General features: G+C 29.7%; 21 protein-coding genes. All 21 read left to right on the top strand.

Features of this window, described 5'->3' with window-relative positions; genetic code table 11:
• Nucleotide 1: 1 nt before the first annotated feature.
• Nucleotides 2-979, top strand: coding sequence for a flotillin-like protein FloA (gene floA / locus ABWP20_RS12160; RefSeq protein WP_353096081.1), 978 nt, complete (start codon nt 2-4; stop codon nt 977-979).
• A gap of 11 nt (nt 980-990) precedes the next feature.
• Nucleotides 991-1,458, top strand: a complete 468-nt coding sequence (locus ABWP20_RS12155) for a hypothetical protein (RefSeq protein WP_353096080.1) — start codon at nt 991-993, stop codon at nt 1,456-1,458.
• A 71-nt stretch (nt 1,459-1,529) separates the two neighbouring features.
• Nucleotides 1,530-1,808: a sporulation protein YqfC gene (gene yqfC, locus ABWP20_RS12150; protein WP_353096079.1), complete on the top strand. Its 279-nt coding sequence runs from the start codon at nt 1,530-1,532 to the stop codon at nt 1,806-1,808.
• A gap of 11 nt (nt 1,809-1,819) precedes the next feature.
• Nucleotides 1,820-3,010 carry a sporulation protein YqfD gene (yqfD, locus tag ABWP20_RS12145; protein ID WP_353096078.1) on the top strand — a complete coding sequence of 397 codons (1,191 nt, stop codon included), beginning with the start codon at nt 1,820-1,822 and terminating at the stop codon, nt 3,008-3,010.
• A 2-nt stretch (nt 3,011-3,012) separates the two neighbouring features.
• Complete coding sequence (locus ABWP20_RS12140; protein WP_353096077.1) at nt 3,013-3,984, top strand: PhoH family protein; 972 nt, start codon at nt 3,013-3,015, stop codon at nt 3,982-3,984.
• 181 nt (nt 3,985-4,165) lie between these two features.
• Nucleotides 4,166-4,630 carry an rRNA maturation RNase YbeY gene (ybeY, locus tag ABWP20_RS12135; protein ID WP_353096076.1) on the top strand — a complete coding sequence of 155 codons (465 nt, stop codon included), beginning with the start codon at nt 4,166-4,168 and terminating at the stop codon, nt 4,628-4,630.
• Nucleotides 4,631-4,634: 4 nt separating this feature from the next.
• The gene (locus ABWP20_RS12130; RefSeq protein WP_353096075.1) at nt 4,635-5,339 is read left to right on the top strand and encodes a diacylglycerol kinase; all 705 of its coding nucleotides are present in this window, start codon (nt 4,635-4,637) and stop codon (nt 5,337-5,339) included.
• Between the two features lie 11 nt (nt 5,340-5,350).
• Nucleotides 5,351-6,403, top strand: a complete 1,053-nt coding sequence (locus tag ABWP20_RS12125; RefSeq protein ID WP_353096074.1) for a DUF3048 domain-containing protein — start codon at nt 5,351-5,353, stop codon at nt 6,401-6,403.
• Nucleotides 6,404-6,495: 92 nt separating this feature from the next.
• Nucleotides 6,496-6,915 carry a cytidine deaminase gene (locus ABWP20_RS12120; protein ID WP_353096073.1) on the top strand — a complete coding sequence of 140 codons (420 nt, stop codon included), beginning with the start codon at nt 6,496-6,498 and terminating at the stop codon, nt 6,913-6,915.
• Entirely contained in the window at nt 6,908-7,792 is an 885-nt protein-coding gene (era, locus tag ABWP20_RS12115) for a GTPase Era (RefSeq protein WP_353096072.1), read from the top strand. The genes ABWP20_RS12120 and era overlap by 8 nt, the downstream gene beginning before the upstream one ends.
• A gap of 13 nt (nt 7,793-7,805) precedes the next feature.
• On the top strand, nt 7,806-8,546 hold the full coding sequence (gene recO / locus ABWP20_RS12110; RefSeq protein WP_353096071.1) for a DNA repair protein RecO: 741 nt from the start codon (nt 7,806-7,808) through the stop codon (nt 8,544-8,546).
• Nucleotides 8,547-8,817: 271 nt separating this feature from the next.
• The gene (glyQ, locus tag ABWP20_RS12105; RefSeq protein WP_353096070.1) at nt 8,818-9,705 is read left to right on the top strand and encodes a glycine--tRNA ligase subunit alpha; all 888 of its coding nucleotides are present in this window, start codon (nt 8,818-8,820) and stop codon (nt 9,703-9,705) included.
• Nucleotides 9,698-11,776, top strand: a complete 2,079-nt coding sequence (gene glyS / locus ABWP20_RS12100) for a glycine--tRNA ligase subunit beta (RefSeq protein WP_353096069.1) — start codon at nt 9,698-9,700, stop codon at nt 11,774-11,776. Before glyQ ends, glyS begins: the two co-directional genes overlap by 8 nt.
• A 45-nt stretch (nt 11,777-11,821) precedes the next feature.
• Nucleotides 11,822-12,463, top strand: a complete 642-nt coding sequence (gene ccpN / locus ABWP20_RS12095) for a transcriptional regulator CcpN (protein ID WP_353096068.1) — start codon at nt 11,822-11,824, stop codon at nt 12,461-12,463.
• Between the two features lie 13 nt (nt 12,464-12,476).
• Complete coding sequence (locus ABWP20_RS12090; protein WP_353096067.1) at nt 12,477-13,304, top strand: pyruvate, water dikinase regulatory protein; 828 nt, start codon at nt 12,477-12,479, stop codon at nt 13,302-13,304.
• Between the two features lie 179 nt (nt 13,305-13,483).
• Nucleotides 13,484-14,500 (top strand): deoxyguanosinetriphosphate triphosphohydrolase, encoded by a 1,017-nt coding sequence (locus tag ABWP20_RS12085; protein WP_353096066.1) that lies wholly within the window; start codon nt 13,484-13,486, stop codon nt 14,498-14,500.
• 96 nt (nt 14,501-14,596) lie between these two features.
• Nucleotides 14,597-16,420 carry a DNA primase gene (dnaG, locus tag ABWP20_RS12080; RefSeq protein ID WP_353096065.1) on the top strand — a complete coding sequence of 608 codons (1,824 nt, stop codon included), beginning with the start codon at nt 14,597-14,599 and terminating at the stop codon, nt 16,418-16,420.
• Nucleotides 16,421-16,425: 5 nt separating this feature from the next.
• The gene (gene rpoD, locus ABWP20_RS12075; protein ID WP_503012538.1) at nt 16,426-17,562 is read left to right on the top strand and encodes an RNA polymerase sigma factor RpoD; all 1,137 of its coding nucleotides are present in this window, start codon (nt 16,426-16,428) and stop codon (nt 17,560-17,562) included.
• A 56-nt stretch (nt 17,563-17,618) separates the two neighbouring features.
• The gene (locus tag ABWP20_RS12070; protein ID WP_353096064.1) at nt 17,619-18,314 is read left to right on the top strand and encodes a tRNA (adenine(22)-N(1))-methyltransferase; all 696 of its coding nucleotides are present in this window, start codon (nt 17,619-17,621) and stop codon (nt 18,312-18,314) included.
• The gene (locus tag ABWP20_RS12065) at nt 18,304-19,095 is read left to right on the top strand and encodes a Nif3-like dinuclear metal center hexameric protein (RefSeq protein ID WP_353096063.1); all 792 of its coding nucleotides are present in this window, start codon (nt 18,304-18,306) and stop codon (nt 19,093-19,095) included. The genes ABWP20_RS12070 and ABWP20_RS12065 overlap by 11 nt, the downstream gene beginning before the upstream one ends.
• 18 nt (nt 19,096-19,113) lie before the next feature.
• Nucleotides 19,114-19,821 (top strand): zinc ribbon domain-containing protein, encoded by a 708-nt coding sequence (locus tag ABWP20_RS12060; protein ID WP_353096062.1) that lies wholly within the window; start codon nt 19,114-19,116, stop codon nt 19,819-19,821.
• Nucleotides 19,822-19,979: the final 158 nt, after the last annotated feature.

Raw genomic sequence — 19,979 nt, 5'->3', positions numbered from 1 at the left:
TATGCCAATTTTACCAATAGGGTTTGCCCTAATTATTATTATTCTTGTAATGCTTTTCTTCTCATTTGTACCAGTAGGACTTTGGATTACAGCTTTTTTCTCAGGAGTTAAAATTTCCATGTCAACGCTTATAGGTATGAGACTTAGAAGGGTAGCACCATCTAGAATAGTAAATCCAATGATTAAAGCAACAAAAGCAGGTCTAGTTATTAAAATTAATGAATTAGAGGCTCACTATCTAGCGGGAGGAAATGTAAATACTTTAGTAGATGCTTTAATTGCAGCTCAAAGAGCTAATATTCCTTTGGAGTTTGAAAGAGCAGCAGCAATTGACTTAGCTGGTAGAAATGTATTAGAAGCAGTCCAAGTATCAGTTAATCCTAAGGTAATAGAAACGCCTCAAATAGCAGCAGTAGCTAAAGATGGAATTGAAGTAATAGCTAAAGCAAGAGTTACAGTTAGAGCAAATATTGAAAGATTAGTTGGAGGGGCTGGAGAAGAAACTATTATTGCTAGGGTAGGTGAAGGTATAGTAACTACTGTAGGTAGTTCTAACTCACATAAAGACGTATTAGAAAATCCTGATAGTATATCAAAAACTGTACTTAATAAAGGATTAGATTCAGGAACAGCATTTGAGATATTATCTATAGATATAGCAGATGTTGATGTAGGTAGAAATATAGGGGCTAAACTTTTAATGGACCAAGCAGAGGCAGACAAGAGAATTGCTGAGGCTAAGGCAGAGGAAAGAAGAGCCATGGCAGTAGCTAAAGAACAGGAAATGAAAGCAGATGTAGAGTCTATGAGAGCCAAAGTAGTGGAAGCAGAAGCAGAGGTACCACTAGCATTAGCATCAGCTCTAAAATCAGGCAAATTAGGTGTTATGGATTATTATAATATGAGAAATATATTAGCAGATACAGATATGAGATCATCCATATCAAAGATAGCTGAAGATGATAAGAAACAGAAATAAGGGGGGATAATATGTCCGGTCCTTTATTATTCTTTATACTTATAGTAGCAAATATAGTTTTGAAATCAGTAAATGATAAAAATAAGATAGAGAAAAAACAAACTAAAGTTTCTAAACCTATTTCAGATCTTAAAAAGATATTGGTAGAAGAAATTGAGAAGGAAAGACAAAGAGAATTAAAGAGAACTCAAAGAGTCCCAGCTGGAAAGAAGAACAGCTTACCAGAAAAGAGAATTCAAAAAAAGACTATTAATAATGAAAGAAATGCTAAAAGAGATATATCTTGGGAAATAGTAAGAAAGGAAGACAATGTTAAAGAGGTTGAAAACATTAAAGAAACTGAAAAGATAGGGTCTTCAGTGCAAATTAAAAATGAAAGTCAAAAAAGAGATTTAAGAAAAGATGTATTACGAGGAATAATATTTTCTGAGATATTATCAGAACCAAAGAGTTTACAAAATCAAAAAAGAAGTCTGTAATTTTTACAGACTTCTTTTTTGATTGGAATAGTACATATATTTTGGGCATAGAATTAATTGGAGGGATGAGGATGAAACGGCAGATAGAAAATGTAAAATACAATATTTCAGAGGTCTTAGAATTGCCCATAGATATTATGATGGATTTACCAAGGTTGACAGTTATAGGAAATGTTGAGGCTTCATTGTTAAATCATAAAGGGATTATAGAATATACAAAAGAAACCATTAGAGTAAATACAAAATCAGGAATATTTAAAATAACAGGAGAAGATCTAGAAATAAAAACTATACTGTCAGAAGAAATAATTATTGTTGGATTAATAAAGGATATAGAAATAATCAGCTAGGGAGTGTTGCTATGCTAGCTATAAAAATATGGAATTATTTTAGAGGATATGTTATTATTAGGGTTGAAGGATTAACTTTGGAAAGATTGTTAAATTTAGCTGCCAATTATAATATATATCTATGGGATATAAAAAGACATAGTAATATTGTTATAGAGATGAAAGCTACAACTAAGGGGTTTAAAGAACTTCGAGAAATAGTGAAAAAAGTAGGTTGTAGAATAGAAATAAAAGAAAAAATAGGATTTCCTTTTTTAATACTAAAGTTAAGGGAAAGAAAAATGTTATCAGCAGGATTTCTCTTATTTTTGATAACGATTTTTCTATTAACATCTACTATTTGGAAGGTAGAAATAGTAGGAAATGAACAAACTCCAAGAGAAGAGATAAATTCTTTGCTAAAGGAGAACAATATATCTATTGGAAAACTTAAATTTAATATAAAAAAGGAAGAAGTAAAAGATATTTTAATAGATAATTATGATTATTTTTCTTTTATTTCAGTAAAAATAAAAGGGACAAAATTGATTATAGAAGTTAGAGAACAGGATTTACCACCAGAAAAAATAGATAAATCATATCCCTGCCATATAGTAGCAAAGAAAAAAGGTGTAATAGTTAAGGCAGTCCCTAAAAATGGAAAGGCAGTTGTAGAGAAAGGCCAAGTAGTTAATGAAGGAGAAATATTGATTACGGGTATACTAAATAATGAAAATATGTTAGTTCATGCAGAAGGAGAAGTATTTGCTCTAACGAGATATAGTAGTATTATTAAAGAACCCATAGTAAAAAATGAAGAAAAATACACAGGAAAAGTCCATAAGCAGAGAGGAATAAAAATTAAAGATAAAGGTATTATGTTTATGAAAGGTGATATTCCTTTTTCAAACTATAAAGAATTTGAGGTGGAAAAGGATTTAATTAATCTTAGTAAATTAGGTATAGAATTTCCCATTAAAAAACTTGAATATGAATATAAAGAGGTTGAAATAAAAGAAATAAAGCAAAATGTAGATTTTTTAAAACAGTCTAACCAAATTAAAGCTATAAAGGAAATAAACAAAGAATTGTCACAAGACGCACAGATACAATCAAAAAATACTAGACATCAAATAGATGATAATATATTAACAACACAAGTTGTAGTGGAAACCATAGAAGATATAGGAAGAAAACAAATAATCGGAAACAGGGAGGATTAAATTTGTCAAACACTATAGAAGAAAATAGCATAACAATAGAAAATCATGAGATTATTAGAGAAATATTTGGGGAACTTGATGAAAACATTAATATAATAAAAGAGGAATTAGGTATTAGAATTGCTATTAGAGATGATAAGATAAAATTATATGGCGATAAGGTATCTATAGACTTAGGAGAAAAATTAATTTATAATTTAATAGATATAGTAAAAAGACAAGGTAAACTAGATGAACAAAGCTTAAGATATTCAATTAAACTCTTTCTTGAAGGAAAGGAAGAATATGCAAAAGAATTGCTTAATGAAGTGATCTGTGTAACTTCTTCAGGTAAAAGTATAAAACCAAAGACATTAGGTCAAAAAAGATATTTAGATTCCATAAGAAAAAATGATATTGTCTTTGGTATTGGCCCTGCAGGTACTGGAAAGACTTATTTAGCCATGGCAATGGCAGTTCAGTCATTTAAAAACAAAGAAGTAAATAGAATAATACTTACAAGACCAGCCGTTGAAGCAGGAGAAAGTTTAGGATTTTTACCTGGAGATTTACAAGAAAAGGTAGATCCATATCTTAGACCAATTTATGATGCCCTATTTGATATATTAGGAGCCGAATCCTATGCAAGATATATGGAAAAGGGTGCAATAGAAGTAGCTCCATTGGCTTATATGAGAGGTAGGACATTGGATTCTTCATATGTCATATTAGATGAAGCACAAAATACAACTAATGAACAAATGAAAATGTTTTTAACTAGACTTGGATTTGGATCAAAAGCAATAATTACAGGTGATATAACTCAAATTGACCTCTCTAAGGGAAAAGAATCTGGATTAAAAACAATATCCAAGATATTAAAAGATATAAATGGTATAGATTTTATATATCTTTCAAAAAATGATATAGTTAGGCATCCTTTAGTTCAAAGAATAATTGAGGCATATGATAAATACGAAAATATAAAGGAATAAACAAGAGGTAAACTATGGATAACAAGAAATTTAATCAATAAAAATAAATATTATTTAATGGTTATTGCTTGTAATTTTTACGGCAATCCTTTTTTTTATAGCCTCTTAGATATAAAAACAGATAAATTTGGACAAGATTAAATACAATTATGGAGTAACGAAAAATTGGAGGAGCAAAACAATGGATATATATATAGATAATAGGCAGGATAAAGTCAAAATTGAAGAAGAAATCAATGAAATAATTGATAAAGTAGCTAAAGAAGTATTAAATCTTGAGGGAAAATCCTTAGATTGTGAAGTGAGTGTATCCTTCGTAGATAATAAAGAAATACAAGAGCTAAATAGAGAATATAGAGGTGTTGATAAAGAAACTGATGTATTATCTTTTCCCATGGAAGATGAATTTAATATAGGGGGGCCAGTGTTACTTGGAGATATAATTATATCTGTTGAGAAAGCTTTGGAACAATCTAATGATTTTGGACACTCATTATATAGAGAAGTAGCATATTTAACTGCTCACTCAATGTTACATCTACTCGGATATGATCATATGGAGGAAGAAGAAAAAAGTATAATGAGGAAAAAAGAAAAAGAAGTAATGAAGAGATTAGGAATTTTTAAAGATAATAAAGGAGAGTAATATAATGAGGAAAAGAACTCTCATTGATAGCTTTAACTATGCAGTATCAGGCATTATTATAGCACTGAAAACTGAGAAAAATATGAAGATACATTATCTGATTGCCATTGGAGTTGTATTATTAAGCCTTTTCTTTGACTTTACAAGAACAGAATTTCTTATTTTATTGTTTTCTATTTCTTTAGTAATTGTAGCTGAAATGTTTAATACTGCATTGGAGAGAGTAATAGATTTAATTACACAAGACTATCATCCGTTGGCAAGATTAGTAAAAGATGTAGCTGCTGGTGCAGTACTTATTGCAGCTATAAACTCTATAGTAGTGGGATATCTTTTGTTTTTTGATAGATTAAATTCCACTACAGATATATTGTTTTCAAAAATTAGAGGTTCACCTATTCATTTGACTTTTGTAGCCTTATTAGTTGTTATATTACTAACTCTAGGATTAAAAGCAAAGTTTTATAAGGGAAGAGGAACACATTTTCAAGGTGGCACAGTAAGTGGTCATGCCGCTGTATCTTTTTGCATAGCCACTATAATAGTTTTTTTAGCACAAAATATGCTTGTTACGACTTTGGTTTATAGTTTAGCTATTCTTGTGGGAGAAAGTAGAATAGAAGGTAAGATTCATACGTTTATTGAAGTGTTATTAGGAGCTATATTAGGTACAATAATAGGTATTTTAGTATTTCAAATCATAGGATAAGGGGGAAAAAAATGAAACTTAAGTTAAAAATAATTTTCGTAGCAATTTTCGTAGCATTATTATCTAGCAGCTGTAAAAAGGATAAAATAGAAGAACCAGTGGCAATAGAAGAATCTGATGAAGAAGCAAAAGAAGAGGAAAATGATTTACCAGAAGAGATACCAGTGAAAGAAGGAATACCTTCACCTTTAAGTGGAATATATGCAAAAGAAGAAAAGGTAAATAGAAGACCAGTAGCTGTTATGTTTGATAATCATAATGGTGCTAGATGGCAATCGGGATTAAAAGATGCTGAAATAGTATATGAATTTTTAGTAGAAGCACCTTATACAAGATATATGGGTATATATTTAATAAATGACCCATCATCAATAGGACCCATTAGATCAGCTAGACCATATTTTATAACAACTGCTTTAGAATATGATGCTGTCTATGCTCATGTTGGAGGTAGTGAACAGGCCAAATCTGATATTAAAAGCCTTAAGATAGCTGATATAGATGGATTATCTAGCTCCAATAAAGTGTTTTGGAGGAAAAAACATAAGAAGATGCCACATAATCTTTACTCCAGTATGGAAGTTCTAAGAGCCACTCAGGAGGAAAGAAAGTATAAAATGACTGCAGAATATACTCCATTTAAATTTAGAGAAGATGATTTGGATATAGAAGGAGATATAGCTAGTAAAATTACAATAAACTATAGAAAAAATAATACAACAGAATATAATTATGATATAGAAAAGAAGAATTATACTAGAAAAAAAGATGGGAAGCTACATATAGATGAAATGGATGAATCACCAATTATAGCTAAAAATATAATAATCCAAGAGGCTAAAACTAAAGTATTAGATAAGGAAGGCAGATTAGAAATTCAAGTAATAGGAGAAGGACGAGGAAAATATATAACAAATGGAAAGACTATAGATATAAAATGGGTAAAAAAATCAAGAAAAGATAAAACTAAGTATTATAATCAGGAAGGAAAAGAAATAACTTTTAATCCAGGAGTAACATGGATTCAAGTAGTAGAGCCAACAACTGATATTATTATAGAATAATAAACAATTTTGGTATATAGTTAAAATCTAGTGTAATATTTATTTTTAACTGTATGCCTTAAATATTAATTGATTTAAGGAGGAGGTATTTTATGGATACAAGAGAATTAATAGAGAAGGCTTTAGAAGCTCAAGGAAAAGCATACGTACCTTATTCTAATTTTCGAGTTGGAGCAGCATTGATTACAGAGGATGATGAAATATTTACTGGCTGCAATATAGAAATATCCTCTTACTCACCTACATTATGTGCAGAAAGAACTGCTATATTTAAAGCAGTATCAGAAGGACATAAAAAAATTAAAGCAATAGCAATAGTCGGAGATGCAAACTTCACTTATCCTTGTGGGGTTTGCAGGCAAGTAATTAGAGAGTTTGGAAAGGACGCTAAAATAATTGTAGCCAATTCTAAAGATGAATATAGAGAGTATAAATTGGATGAACTATTGCCACATAGCTTTGGACCTGAAAATTTAGAAGAGGCAAATACTAGGGGTGGAAAAAATGTATAAATCAGGATTTGTAACAGTAATAGGAAGGCCAAATGTAGGAAAATCAACATTATTAAATCAAGTTATAGGGGAAAAAATATCTATAATATCAGATAAGCCTCAAACCACAAGAAATAAAATTCAACTTGTATATACAGAGGAAAATAGTCAGATAATTTTTCTAGATACGCCAGGAATACAGATGCCAAAGAATAAACTTGGTGAATATATGTTAAAGATTTCAAAGAGTACCTTAGAAGAAGTAGATGTTGTTACATTCATGGTAGATAATAGTATGGAAATTGGAACTATGGATAATCTTATTATAGAAGACCTAAGAAAGATATCTACTCCAATGGTGCTATTAATAAATAAAACTGATATGTTAAATAATGAAGAAATATTACAGTTAATAGATAAATATGATAAAATGAATATGTTTGAAGAAATAATACCTATATCTGCAATAAATAATAAAAATATAGCTAGATATATAGAAGTATTGAAAAGTAAGATTCCAGAGGGACCCCAATACTTTCCAGAAGATATGATAACTGATCAACCTGAAAGATTTATTATATCTGAAATTATAAGGGAAAAAGCTTTATTGAATTTAGATGAAGAAGTACCACATGGAATTTATGTAGAAATAGATGGTGTCAAAGAACGAGAAAATAAAGATATTATTGATGTATTTGCAAATATTTACTGTGAGAAGGATTCGCATAAAGGAATAGTAATAGGAAAAAATGGGACTAAATTAAAGGAAATTGGCCAGAATGCAAGGAAAGACATAGAAGCATTATTAGGCAGCAGAGTAAATCTTCAACTTTGGGTTAAAGTAGAAAAAAATTGGAGAGAGAGAGAAAATAAAGTAAAATACTTTGGGTATAAATAACTAGGGGAATTTTATGTTAAAAACAGAAGGTGTGGTATTAAAAGAATTAAGATATAGAGATACATCTAAAATATTAAGTATATATACAAAAAGATATGGGAAAATAGCAGTTATGGCTAGGGGTGCTTATAGACCTAAGTCCCAGATGATAGCCAATACTCAGCCTTTTTCATATAATGAATATAATTTGTATAAGGGAAAAAATTTCTTTTATCTTAATCAAGGATATATAATGGATTCTTTTTATTCCATAAGGGAAAGGATAGAAAGAGTTACTTATGGGTATTATATCCTTGAATTAATTGAAAAATCATTGCCTGAAGAACAAGAAAATGAAAAAATTTTTAAACTTTTAATAAAAGGTTTGACAGTTTTGTCTACTTTAGAAAAAGACTATTTAAAGTTTATTGTAGCCTATGAACTTAAATTTATATCTTTTTTAGGATATAAACCTTATCTGGACAAGTGCGTAGTATGTGGCTGTCCTAGTAAAGACAATATTAAATTCAGTATTTATGAAGGTGGGATAATCTGTGATAAATGCTTTATCACAGATCCTTTTGGTATATATATAAATAAAGAAATTTACAAAGTAATGTATAATCTATTATATACTCCATTTGAAAAGATATTTGATATGGTTATACCAAATGACATAATTTATAAAATACATGATATGATAGTAGAATATATATTGTATAATATAGATAGAAAAAAATTTAATACACTAGACTTAATAAAAACATTAGAATAAGCATAAATGCCATGTTGTCACTATAGAACGACAATATTTTAGATGACTATAGACTTGACAATAAAATCAATTTTTGCTAAATTAATAATCATACAAAAAGCATTACTATACGATGAGGAAGAAAATATTGACACTTCGGAGTATACATTATAAATTAAATACTCTCTCAAGGGTATTAAATAGGGTGGAACTGCGGAAGTCAACCTTTCGTCCCTATGAGGGATGTAAGGTTTTTTGTTGCCACTAATTGTAAAAATAAGGAGGTTTTTATATGTATTTTCAGGACTTAATGCTGAAATTACTAGACTACTGGGGAAATAAGGGATGTATAATATTAGAACCTTATGATATAGAAAAGGGTGCTGGAACTATGAGTCCACATACTTTTTTAAGATCACTAGGGCCAGAACCGTGGAAAGTAGTATATGTGGAGCCTTCCAGAAGACCTGCAGATGCTAGATATGGTGAAAATCCAAATAGAGTTTATCAGCATCATCAGCTTCAAGTTATACTTAAACCATCGCCAGAAGAAGTCCAAGAAATGTATTTAGATAGTTTGAGAGTAATAGGTATCGATCCGCTTAAGCATGATATTAGATTTGTAGAGGATAATTGGGAGGCACCAACTTTGGGAGCTTGGGGGCTAGGATGGGAAGTGTGGCTAGATGGCATGGAGGTTACACAATTCACATATTTCCAGCAAGTAGGCGGCATTAACTGTGAACTGGAATCAGCAGAATTAACCTACGGACTAGAGAGAATAGCAATGTACTTACAAGATGTAGATAATATATTTGATATAAAATGGAATAAAGATTTTACTTATGGAGATATTTTTAATAAGGCAGAGTATGAACACTCAGTATACAGCTTCGAAAAAGCAGATATTGAAACCCTAAAAGGATTATTTAATACCTATGAAGAGGAAGTTAAAAAGATATTGGAATATGATCTTGTATTACCAAGTTATGATTATGTACTTAAATGTTCTCATACATTCAATATATTAGATGCAAGAGGCGCTATTTCCGTATCAGAGAGAACAAATTATATAGGAAGAGTAAGGAATTTAGCTAGAACAGTTGCAGCAAAGTATATTGAACAAAGGAAAGAAATGAACTATCCTCTAATTAAGAAGGAGGGTCATGATAATGAATAAAAGCTATTTACTAGAGATAGGTGTAGAGGAACTACCAGCAAGATTTGTTGGAGATGCTTTGGAGCAATTAAAAACTAATACTTTAAATTTGTTTAAAGAAGAAAGAATAAATTATAATAATATAAAAATCTATTCTACTCCAAGAAGGTTAACTTTAATAGCTGAAGGATTAGAAGATAAGCAGGGAGATTTAAAAGAAATAGTAAAAGGTCCATCTAAAAAGATAGCTTTTGATGAAGAGGGAAATCCTACAAAGGCATTATTAGGCTTTATGAGAGGCCAGGGTATAGATATAGCTTCTATTTATGTAGAAGAATATAATGGAGTAGAATATGTTTATGCCAATATTACTAAAGAGGGAAGTCCTATAGAAGACATATTAAGTCGAAATATGCCAAATATTATTAAATCTATTAATTTTCCTAAGTCTATGAGATGGGGCGGTAAAAATATAAGATTCGCGAGACCTATTAGATGGTTAGTTTCATTATTAGATGATGAAATTGTACCATTTAATTTAGAAGGAATAGAAGCTTCTAATATTACAAAAGGTCATAGGTTTTTAGGTAGCAATAGAATCGTAATAAATAATGTAAATGAATATATAAATTCTTTAAGAGAAAATTTTGTAATATTAGATCAAGCAGAGAGAAAAGATATTATCAAATATGGTTCTGAAAAATTAGCAAAAGAAAAGGGTGGAAATCTACAACAAGATGAAAGTCTTTTAGATGAAGTCACTAATATAGTAGAATATCCTACACCAATCATAGGGAGAATAAAGGAAGAATACTTATCTTTACCACCTGATGTGGTTATAACCCCTATGAAAGAACATTTAAGATTTTTCCCAGTTTTAGATGATAAGAAAAGGTTATTGCCTTATTTTATTACTGTAAGAAATGGAAATGAGGAATTTATAGAAACAGTTATAAAGGGAAATGAAAAGGTATTAGGTGCTAGATTAGAAGATGCTAGATTTTTCTATATGGATGATATAAAAATGCCATTGGAATCTTATGTGGAAGATTTAAAAAGAATAGTATTCCAAGAAAAGCTAGGAACTTTATATGATAAGACTAGAAGAGTGCAAAATCTAGCTATGAAAATAGGAGAATATTTGGAAGTAGGAGAAGAAACCGAAAAGAATATAGAAAGAGCAGGATATTTATCTAAAGCAGATTTAGTTACAAAAATGGTTAGTGAATTTACAGAATTACAAGGTAAAATTGGTATGGAGTATGCAAAGACTTCGGAAGAAAATGAAATCGTAGGCTTAGCTATTTTTGAACAGTATTTACCTAGGTTTGCTGGAGATGAACTTCCAACAACTACTGCTGGCTCAGTTCTTAGTATAGCAGATAAAATGGATACTATCTCTGGACTATTTGCAATAGACATACATCCTACAGGCTCTCAGGATCCATTTGGATTAAGAAGACAAGCATTAGGGATTATAAATATTATACTAGAAAAGAAATTAAACTTATCTATAAATGAATTGGTAGAGACAGCATTATATTTTTATGTAGAAATAAATGGATTAGCTTTTGATTATAATAAAGTTAAAGAAGATATAATTGAGTTCTTTAATGGAAGAATAAGAAACATGTTCATAGATATGGGGATTAGACATGATATAGTAGATGCAGTAATTAGTACAAATATTGATGATATCTATGATATGAAAATAAGAGCGAATAAACTGAATGAATGGTTAAAGAAAGATGGATTATCAGAGATGCTATCTGCATTTAATAGAGTAGCAAATTTAGCAGAAAAAGCTGTTACTAATGAAGTTCAAAGAGATTTATTAACTGAAGATGAAATAGAATTATATGAATCTTTTAACAGTATGGAAGAAAAGATAAACGCTTCAATTAATAAGAAGGAATATGATAAAGCATTGGACCAATTAGTAATGTTGAAAGGATCAATAGATAATTTCTTTGATAAGGTTATGGTAATGGTAGAGGATGAAAAAATAAGAAATAATAGGCTTGGTTTATTGAGAAAGATATATGATAAAATGTTACAAATCTGTGATTTATCAAAAATCGTTAATAAATAATATGCTAACTATATAGATGATTATATAATTAGTATAGATGAGATATTGGGGGAGATCATCATTCAATTAAGTGAGAGACAAGAAAAGATAATAGATATAGTTAAAAAAGACCAACCTATTACATCTGAAGCCATTGCAAATGAATTGGATCTTACAAGATCAACCCTACGACCAGATTTAGCTATTTTGACTATGTCTGGAATATTAGATGCAAGACCAAAAGTAGGGTATTTTTATACAGGTAAGACTAGTCTATCCTATATTTCAGAAAAAATAAAAGGTATAAAAGTATCAGAAGTAAAATCATTTCCAATAGTGGTAGATGAATCTACCAGTATCTATGATGCAATAGTAACAATGTTTTTAGAGGATGTAGGTTCAATATATGTTACATCCAATGGTTTTTTATCTGGAGTGGTGTCTAGGAAAGATTTTCTTAGAAATGCCATAGGAGGTATGGATTTAAATAAAGTCCCAATGGGAATGATTATGACAAGGATGCCTAATATTGTATATATAGAACTAGATGATAGTATTTTAGATGCTGCAATAAAATTAATTGAACATGAAGTAGACAGTTTACCTGTAGTTGAAACAGATAGTGAGAGAAAAAACTTTAAAGTAATTGGTAGAATAACAAAAACAACCATAACGAGACTGTTTGTTGAACTAGGTACAAATGAGTAAAGGGGGTAAAATTGTGGATAATAGCTTAACAATTTATGTGTTATCAGATTCCATAGGGGAAACGGGAGAATTGTTATCTCGAGCATCATTAAGTCAATTTAATTCAGGAAAACATCAAGTAAGAAGATTCCCCTTTATTACAGCTGAAGACCAGATATTGGAAATATTTGAAGAGGCTAAAAGAGAACCTAGTGTGGTAGTTTACACCATGGTAATAGAAAGATTGAAAAATTTTATAGACATAAAGGGAGAAGAGTTTAATATTCCTACTGTAGATTTAATGACTCCAACATTGAATGCAATTGAATCTGTTCTAGAATATCAACCAAAGAGAGAATCAGGACTTATTAGAAGATTGGATGAAAACTATTTTAGAAAAGTTGAGGCAGTTGAATTTGCTGTAAAATATGATGATGGAAAAGACCCTAGGGGAATAAAAAAATCAGATATAGTATTAGTAGGAATATCAAGGACATCTAAGACACCTTTAAGTATGTATTTGGCTCATAAACATTTTAAGGTAGCTAATGTACCTTTAGTGCCAGAGGTTCCTGCACCAAGCGAATTATTTTTAAAAGATAAAAGAAGAATAATAGGTCTTGTTGCTAATCCAGCTAAATTAAACGAAATTAGGCAGGAAAGATTGAAGTCATTAGGCTTAGCTGATAATGCTACTTATGCAAATGTAGATAGAATTAATTTAGAATTAGAATATTCTAGAGAGATAATGGAAAGACTAGGATGCATAGTCATAGATGTATCATATAAGGCTATAGAGGAGACTGCTGGAATTGTCATAGATCACATAAAGAAAAATTTTGGAGATAAAGTCTTTGAATAGAAGTGTTTAAGATAGCACTTCTATTTTATTTGTTGAATGTTAAAAAATGTTAAAAGAAATTTATTATAAAAGAAGGATTATTGAAACTTATGTTGTATATATATAATATGAACAATTTATTACTCAACATTAGCTTATAGTTTATTTAAAGTGTACATATAATGCAAAGGGGTATATATATGGATATAAGATTGAGAATTGAAAGAACAGAGAAAGATAGTTTATCTCAATATGCTATGCTTAGTCAAAATTCAAGAGGAAGAAAGACATTTGAAAATAAATGTACAGTAAGGACTGACTTTCAGCGAGATAGGGATAGAATAATCCATTCCAAATCATTTCGTAGATTAAAACATAAAACTCAAGTATTTATAGCCCCTGAGGGAGATCATTTTCGAACAAGACTTACCCATACATTAGAAGTTGCCCAAATAGGGCGAACATTGGCAAGCGCTCTATTGTTAAATGAAGATTTAGTAGAGGCTATAGCCTTGGGTCATGATTTAGGACATACACCTTTTGGACATACTGGAGAAAGGGTCTTAAATAAATTGCATCCAAATGGATTTAAACATAATGAGCAATCAATAAGAGTTGTGGATTTCCTTGAACATAAAGATGATCGAATAGGGTTAAATCTTACTTATGAAGTAAGAGAAGGTATACGAAATCATACAGGAGAAGAAAGATCCCATACATTAGAAGGACGTATTGTGAAATATGCAGATAGAATAGCATATATAAATCATGATATTGATGACGCAATAAGAGCAGGAGTCATTAAAAAAGAGGATTTACCTAAGGAATGTATTGAAATTCTAGGAAAAACCCATGGAGAAAGAATAAATACTATGATTTTAGATATAATTGAGAATAGTATGGAAAAAAATACTATTATAATGAGTGAAGAAGTTGAAGAAGCAACAAATACATTAAGAGAATATATGTTTGAAAATGTATATCTTAATAAAAATGCAAAATCAGAAGAATCTAAAGCTGAATATGTTTTAGAACAGTTATATAGGTACTATTTAAAAAATATAAAGGCTTTACCAGAAGAACATCTAAAAATTTATAAGAATATGGATTCTGAAATAGAAGATATTATTTGTGATTACATTGCTGGAACAACAGATAGATATGTAGTTAATCTTTTTAATAATATTTTCATTCCTAAGCCTTGGCAAAAATATTAAAAAAAAGAAGGATTTTTGATATTTATGTCGAATATATAGATTATAATAAAAAAATATTTTAGCAAATTCTGGTAGGTGAGATATTTAGGTGATAATATGACGGGTTATATAAATGATGAAACAATTGAAAAGATACGTGATGCTGCAGATATAGTTGATATTATTTCAGATTATATTCCGCTGAAAAAATCAGGTGGAAATTATGTAGGATTATGTCCTTTTCACAATGAAAAAACTCCTTCATTTACAGTCTCAGATACTAAGCAATTTTTTCATTGCTTTGGATGCGGGGAGGGAGGAGACGCACTAGCCTTTATAATGAAAAAGGAAAATTTATCTTTTCCTGAAGCTGTTGAAGTTTTAGCTAATAAGCTTGGTATTACCATTGAAGAACAAAAGCCTAAAGACGATAAATTGTACCGAGAAAGAGAGAAGGCATATGAAATAAATAAAGAAACTGCCAGATTCTTTTTTGATAATTTAATAAAGAACCAAGACTCATTATCTTATTTATATAAAAGAAAAATAAATAATAAGATTATAAGACAATTTGGTTTAGGTTATTCGTTAAATAAATGGAATTCTTTGTATAAATATCTTGAATATAATGGATATAAAGATGAAGAAATAGAGAAACTAGGATTGATTGGCAGGAAAACTGGGAAAGATAAATATTATGATAAGTTTCGAAATAGGATTATGTTTCCTATAATCGATACTAAAGGAAGAATTGTCGGATTTGGTGGAAGAGTGTTGGATAATTCAATGCCAAAATATTTAAACTCTCAGGAAACATTTATATTTAACAAGGGGAACCATCTTTATGGATTAAACTTGGTTAATAAATTTTCAGATAGAAAGAGAATTGTATTAGTCGAAGGATACATGGATGTAATTTCATTATTCAGTAAAGGAATAAATTATGCAGTAGCAAGCCTAGGAACAGCTTTGACTGAGAGACAGGCAAAACTACTTAAACGATATGGAGAGAATGTATATATTTGTTATGATTCAGATCAAGCAGGAATCAATGCTACTAATAAGGCAATTAAAATACTACTAAAAGAAGGTATTGAGCCTAAAATAGTAACGTTGGGAAATTATAAAGATCCTGATGAATTTTTAAAAGAAAATAATCTTGAAAAGTTTGAATATAAATTAAATGAAGCTCTTAATCATGTAGATTTTAGGATTCATATTAATAAACAAAAATATAATACTGATGAGGCAGAAGGAAAAATAAAATTTACGATTGAAATAGCTAAAATTATAAAAGAATTAAATTCACCAATAGAAAAGGATGTATATATAAACAAAATATCTAAAGAAATGAATATTTCAAAGGAAGCAATACAGAAGGAGGTATTTGGCAATAATATAAAGATTAAAGAAAATAAAAATGTTAAAGAAAAAATTACTATTTCTCCAATTAAAACAATATTACCATCTGCTAGTCTAGTTGCAGAAATAGATTTAATAAAATTGATGATTTTTGATAAAGAATATTTTGATATATTAATTAAAGAGGTTCCTCTAGATGAATATGAGAATTTAGAATGTAGGGAAATCTTAAGGATAATGATGGTACTATATGAAAAGGATGAAATTTTAGATGAAGACTTATTATATAAGAGAGTAAAGGAACTACATGATATAGATGCTAAACTACTTGACTCAATATTTAAAAAGCGAATAAATTTCTTACCAGAAAATATAGATCAGATGATAAAAGATTTAATAACTACATTGAAACTTACTAAGTTAGAATCTAGGAGGGACAATATTAAAAAAGAAATTGAAGAGTTAGAAAAAAAAGAGGATAAGAACCCTAATGAAAATGAACGATTTCTTAATCTGTGTATAGAACTAACTAAATTAAATAAAGAACTAAACCTCATGAGAAATGAGGAAGGGAGGTAAACCAGTTGGATCAATTAAATAAAGACAATGAAAAAATAAATATAGCGAGAATAGAAGCAGTTAAGAAATTGATCGCTAGAGGAAAAAAAGATGGAATATTGACATATAGTGAACTAATAGATAGTTTAGAAGAAATAAACCTAGATGCTGAACAAATTGAAGCAGTTTATCAGGGGTTAGAAAACTTGGGAATCGAAGTAGTGGGAGATAAAGACGATTTACTACTTGAAAAAGATGAACTGGATGAAAATATTGATAAGGAAGAATTAGAAGAAACAGATATAAAGGAAGATTTATCAGTACCTAAAGGAATCAATGTAGACGACCCTGTTAGAATGTATTTAAAAGAAATAGGAAAGATACCTTTATTAACAGGGGATGAGGAAATTGAATTGGCTAAAAGGATGCAAGATGGCGATGAAGAGGCAAAGAAGCAACTTGCAGAGGCAAATCTTAGATTAGTAGTTAGTATAGCTAAAAGATATGTAGGCCGTGGAATGCTTTTCTTAGACTTAATCCAAGAAGGTAATTTAGGACTTATGAAGGCAGTAGAAAAGTTTGACTATAAGAAAGGATTTAAATTTAGTACTTATGCAACATGGTGGATTCGTCAAGCAATTACAAGGGCAATAGCAGACCAAGCTAGAACAATTAGAATACCTGTTCATATGGTTGAAACAATAAATAAGCTAGTTAGAGTACAGAGACAACTAGTGCAGGAGTTGGGAAGAGACCCTAGTCCAGAAGAGATTGGCAAGGAAATGGGTATGGAAGTTGAAAGAGTTAGAGAAATAATGAAAATAGCTCAGGAACCGGTTTCATTGGAGACTCCTATCGGTGAAGAGGAAGATAGTCATCTAGGAGATTTTATACCTGATGATGAGGTACTAGCTCCTGCAGAGGCTGCTACATTTACTATGCTTAGAGAACAATTAATTGATGTATTAGATACCTTAACCCCTAGGGAGCAAAAGGTATTAAGGCTTAGATTCGGTTTAGATGATGGTAGAGCTAGAACTCTAGAAGAAGTAGGAAAGGAATTTGAAGTTACAAGAGAGAGAATAAGACAAATAGAAGCTAAAGCTTTGAGAAAACTACGTCACCCAAGTAGGTCTAAAAAATTGAAAGATTTTCTAGAATAATTAAGGTTCGCTTATGCGAACCTTAATTATAACTTTTAGAGAGGAAGAAATAGATTATGAAACTATCAGAAAGATTATTAGCCATAGCAAATTTGGTGCCTAAAAATTCTATAGTAGCAGATATAGGTACAGATCATGGATATATACCAACATACCTTATAGAGAATAAGATATCTAAAAAAGTAATAGGAACAGATATATCAAAAGGTTCTTTAGATAAAATAATAGAATATGTAAAGGAATTGGGATTCGAAGATAAAGTAGATACACGCTTAGGAGATGGACTAGATGTAATTAAACCATATGAGGTAGATACCTTAATTATTGCAGGAATGGGTGGACTGCTAATTAGGGATATACTAGAAAAGCATAAGAAAACATCAGATACTATAATTGATTTCATATTACAACCTATGGTGGCTAGCAAGGAGTTAAGGCAATATTTAATAGAGAATAATTTTGAAATAATAAAAGAGGAATTAGTAAAAGAAGATAATAAATATTATGAAATAATACATGCCCAAAAGGGTAAGTATTTTTTAGAGAAAGAAATCTATTATGAGATTAGCCCAATATTAATAAAGGATAAACACCCTTTATTGAAAGAATTTGTAGAGAGTAAAATAATATCAGCAAAGAAGATTGCTAAGGGATTAGAGGGGATGGAAACAGATAAATCGAAGGAAAGATATATGGAATTGAATAAGATTATAAAGGACTATGAGGAGGTGTTTGTGGAAATTGAAGGCTAGAGAAATAATAGGATTAATGGATAATTGGGCATCACCAAAGTTAGTTGAGGATTGGGATAATACTGGTTTTCAGATAGGTGATGATAATAAAGAAGTGAATAAAATTTTAGTTGCTTTAGATTTAGATAGAGAAGTCTATGAAAAAGCAATGAGAGAAGATTTTAATATGATAATCACCCATCATCCACTTATATTTAAACCTATTAGGAATGTAACTACATCAACATATAAGGGAAAACTTATATATGATTTAATTAGGAGTGGAATAGTAGTATATAATGCCCATACAAACTTGGATCAAGCTAATAAAGGAGTTAATGATGAGTTAGTAAGGATTTTAGGGTTAAAGAATTCTGAAATACTAAAGTTAAATAATTTAGATGAAGAATTAATACATGGATACGGAAAAGTAGGCGATATAGATGAAATCCATTTATCTGATTATATAAAATATATTAAAGAAAAATTAAATACTGATTATCTAGTAGTATATGGACAACAAGATAGAATAATAAAGAGAGTTGCTATCTGTGGTGGCAGTGGCTCAGAATTTATTTATGACGCATATAAGAAAAATGCAGGTGTCTATATAACTGGAGATGTGAAATATCATGATGCACAGTTAGGAAACGAATTAGGACTGACTATTATAGATGCAGGACATTATCATACGGAAAAAATTATATTACCTGCTATAAAAAAATATTTAGATAAAGAAAACAGAAATAATCTTTATATAGAGGTATTTGAAAAATCAAGCCCTTTATATAGGATATACTAAAATTTAAGGAGTGAGGGTATGGAACAACTAGATTTATTGAGGAATTTAGAGGAGCGCCATAATTCACTTAATTTATATCAAAAGGAATTATTAAATCTAAAAAATAATTTAACTATTAATAAGACAGAAGAGAAGATAGCTTATACTGAAGGAAAATTTATAAAACTTAAATCTAATCAAAAAAAGATAGAAGAGAAATTAAAAGAATCAAATTTAAGATTAAATGACTACAATTTGAAAATAAAAGAAATCGAAAAGAGTTTATATAATGGACAAATAGGGGATTTGAAACAACTTGAATATTTATCAAGTGAAAATAGCAAACTAAAAGAAATAATTGATGTTACAGAAACAGAAGTCTTAGGATTTATGAATGAAGTGGAAGACATGAATAATGAATTATTGGAAATGGAAAAGGCGTTAGATGATATTAAAGATAAAAGTAATAAATTGAAAGGGCAATATAAAATAACAAGAGAAGATTTAGAATCAAAGATTCATTTAGAAGAAAAGGAAATTTCAACATTAGAAAATAAAATTGATTTAAGTTTATTGAATAAATATAATACAATTCGGAAAAGCAAAAAAACTGGTATTGCTGAAGTAAAAGATTCCATATGTTCTGGATGTAATATGTTAATTCCCATAGCTTTAATGGATAAATTAAATAGTCAAAGTGAAATAATACGTTGTGAGAATTGTGGCAGGATATTATGTAAATCATAGAAAATATATCCTTTGCATATATTGACGATTTATGGTATATTATATATGAGTAAGTTGAGTGGTCGCGTGCTTTAAGGCATGAGGAAAGTCCGTGCTCCATAGGGCAGGATGCTGGATAACGTCCAGTGGGGGTGACCCTAAGGATAGTGCAACAGAGA

It is taken from the genome of Tissierella praeacuta (assembly GCF_040396155.1).
GTDB classification, from domain to species: domain Bacteria; phylum Bacillota; class Clostridia; order Tissierellales; family Tissierellaceae; genus Tissierella; species Tissierella praeacuta_A.
This window is presented reverse-complemented; position numbering and strand designations above follow the sequence as displayed.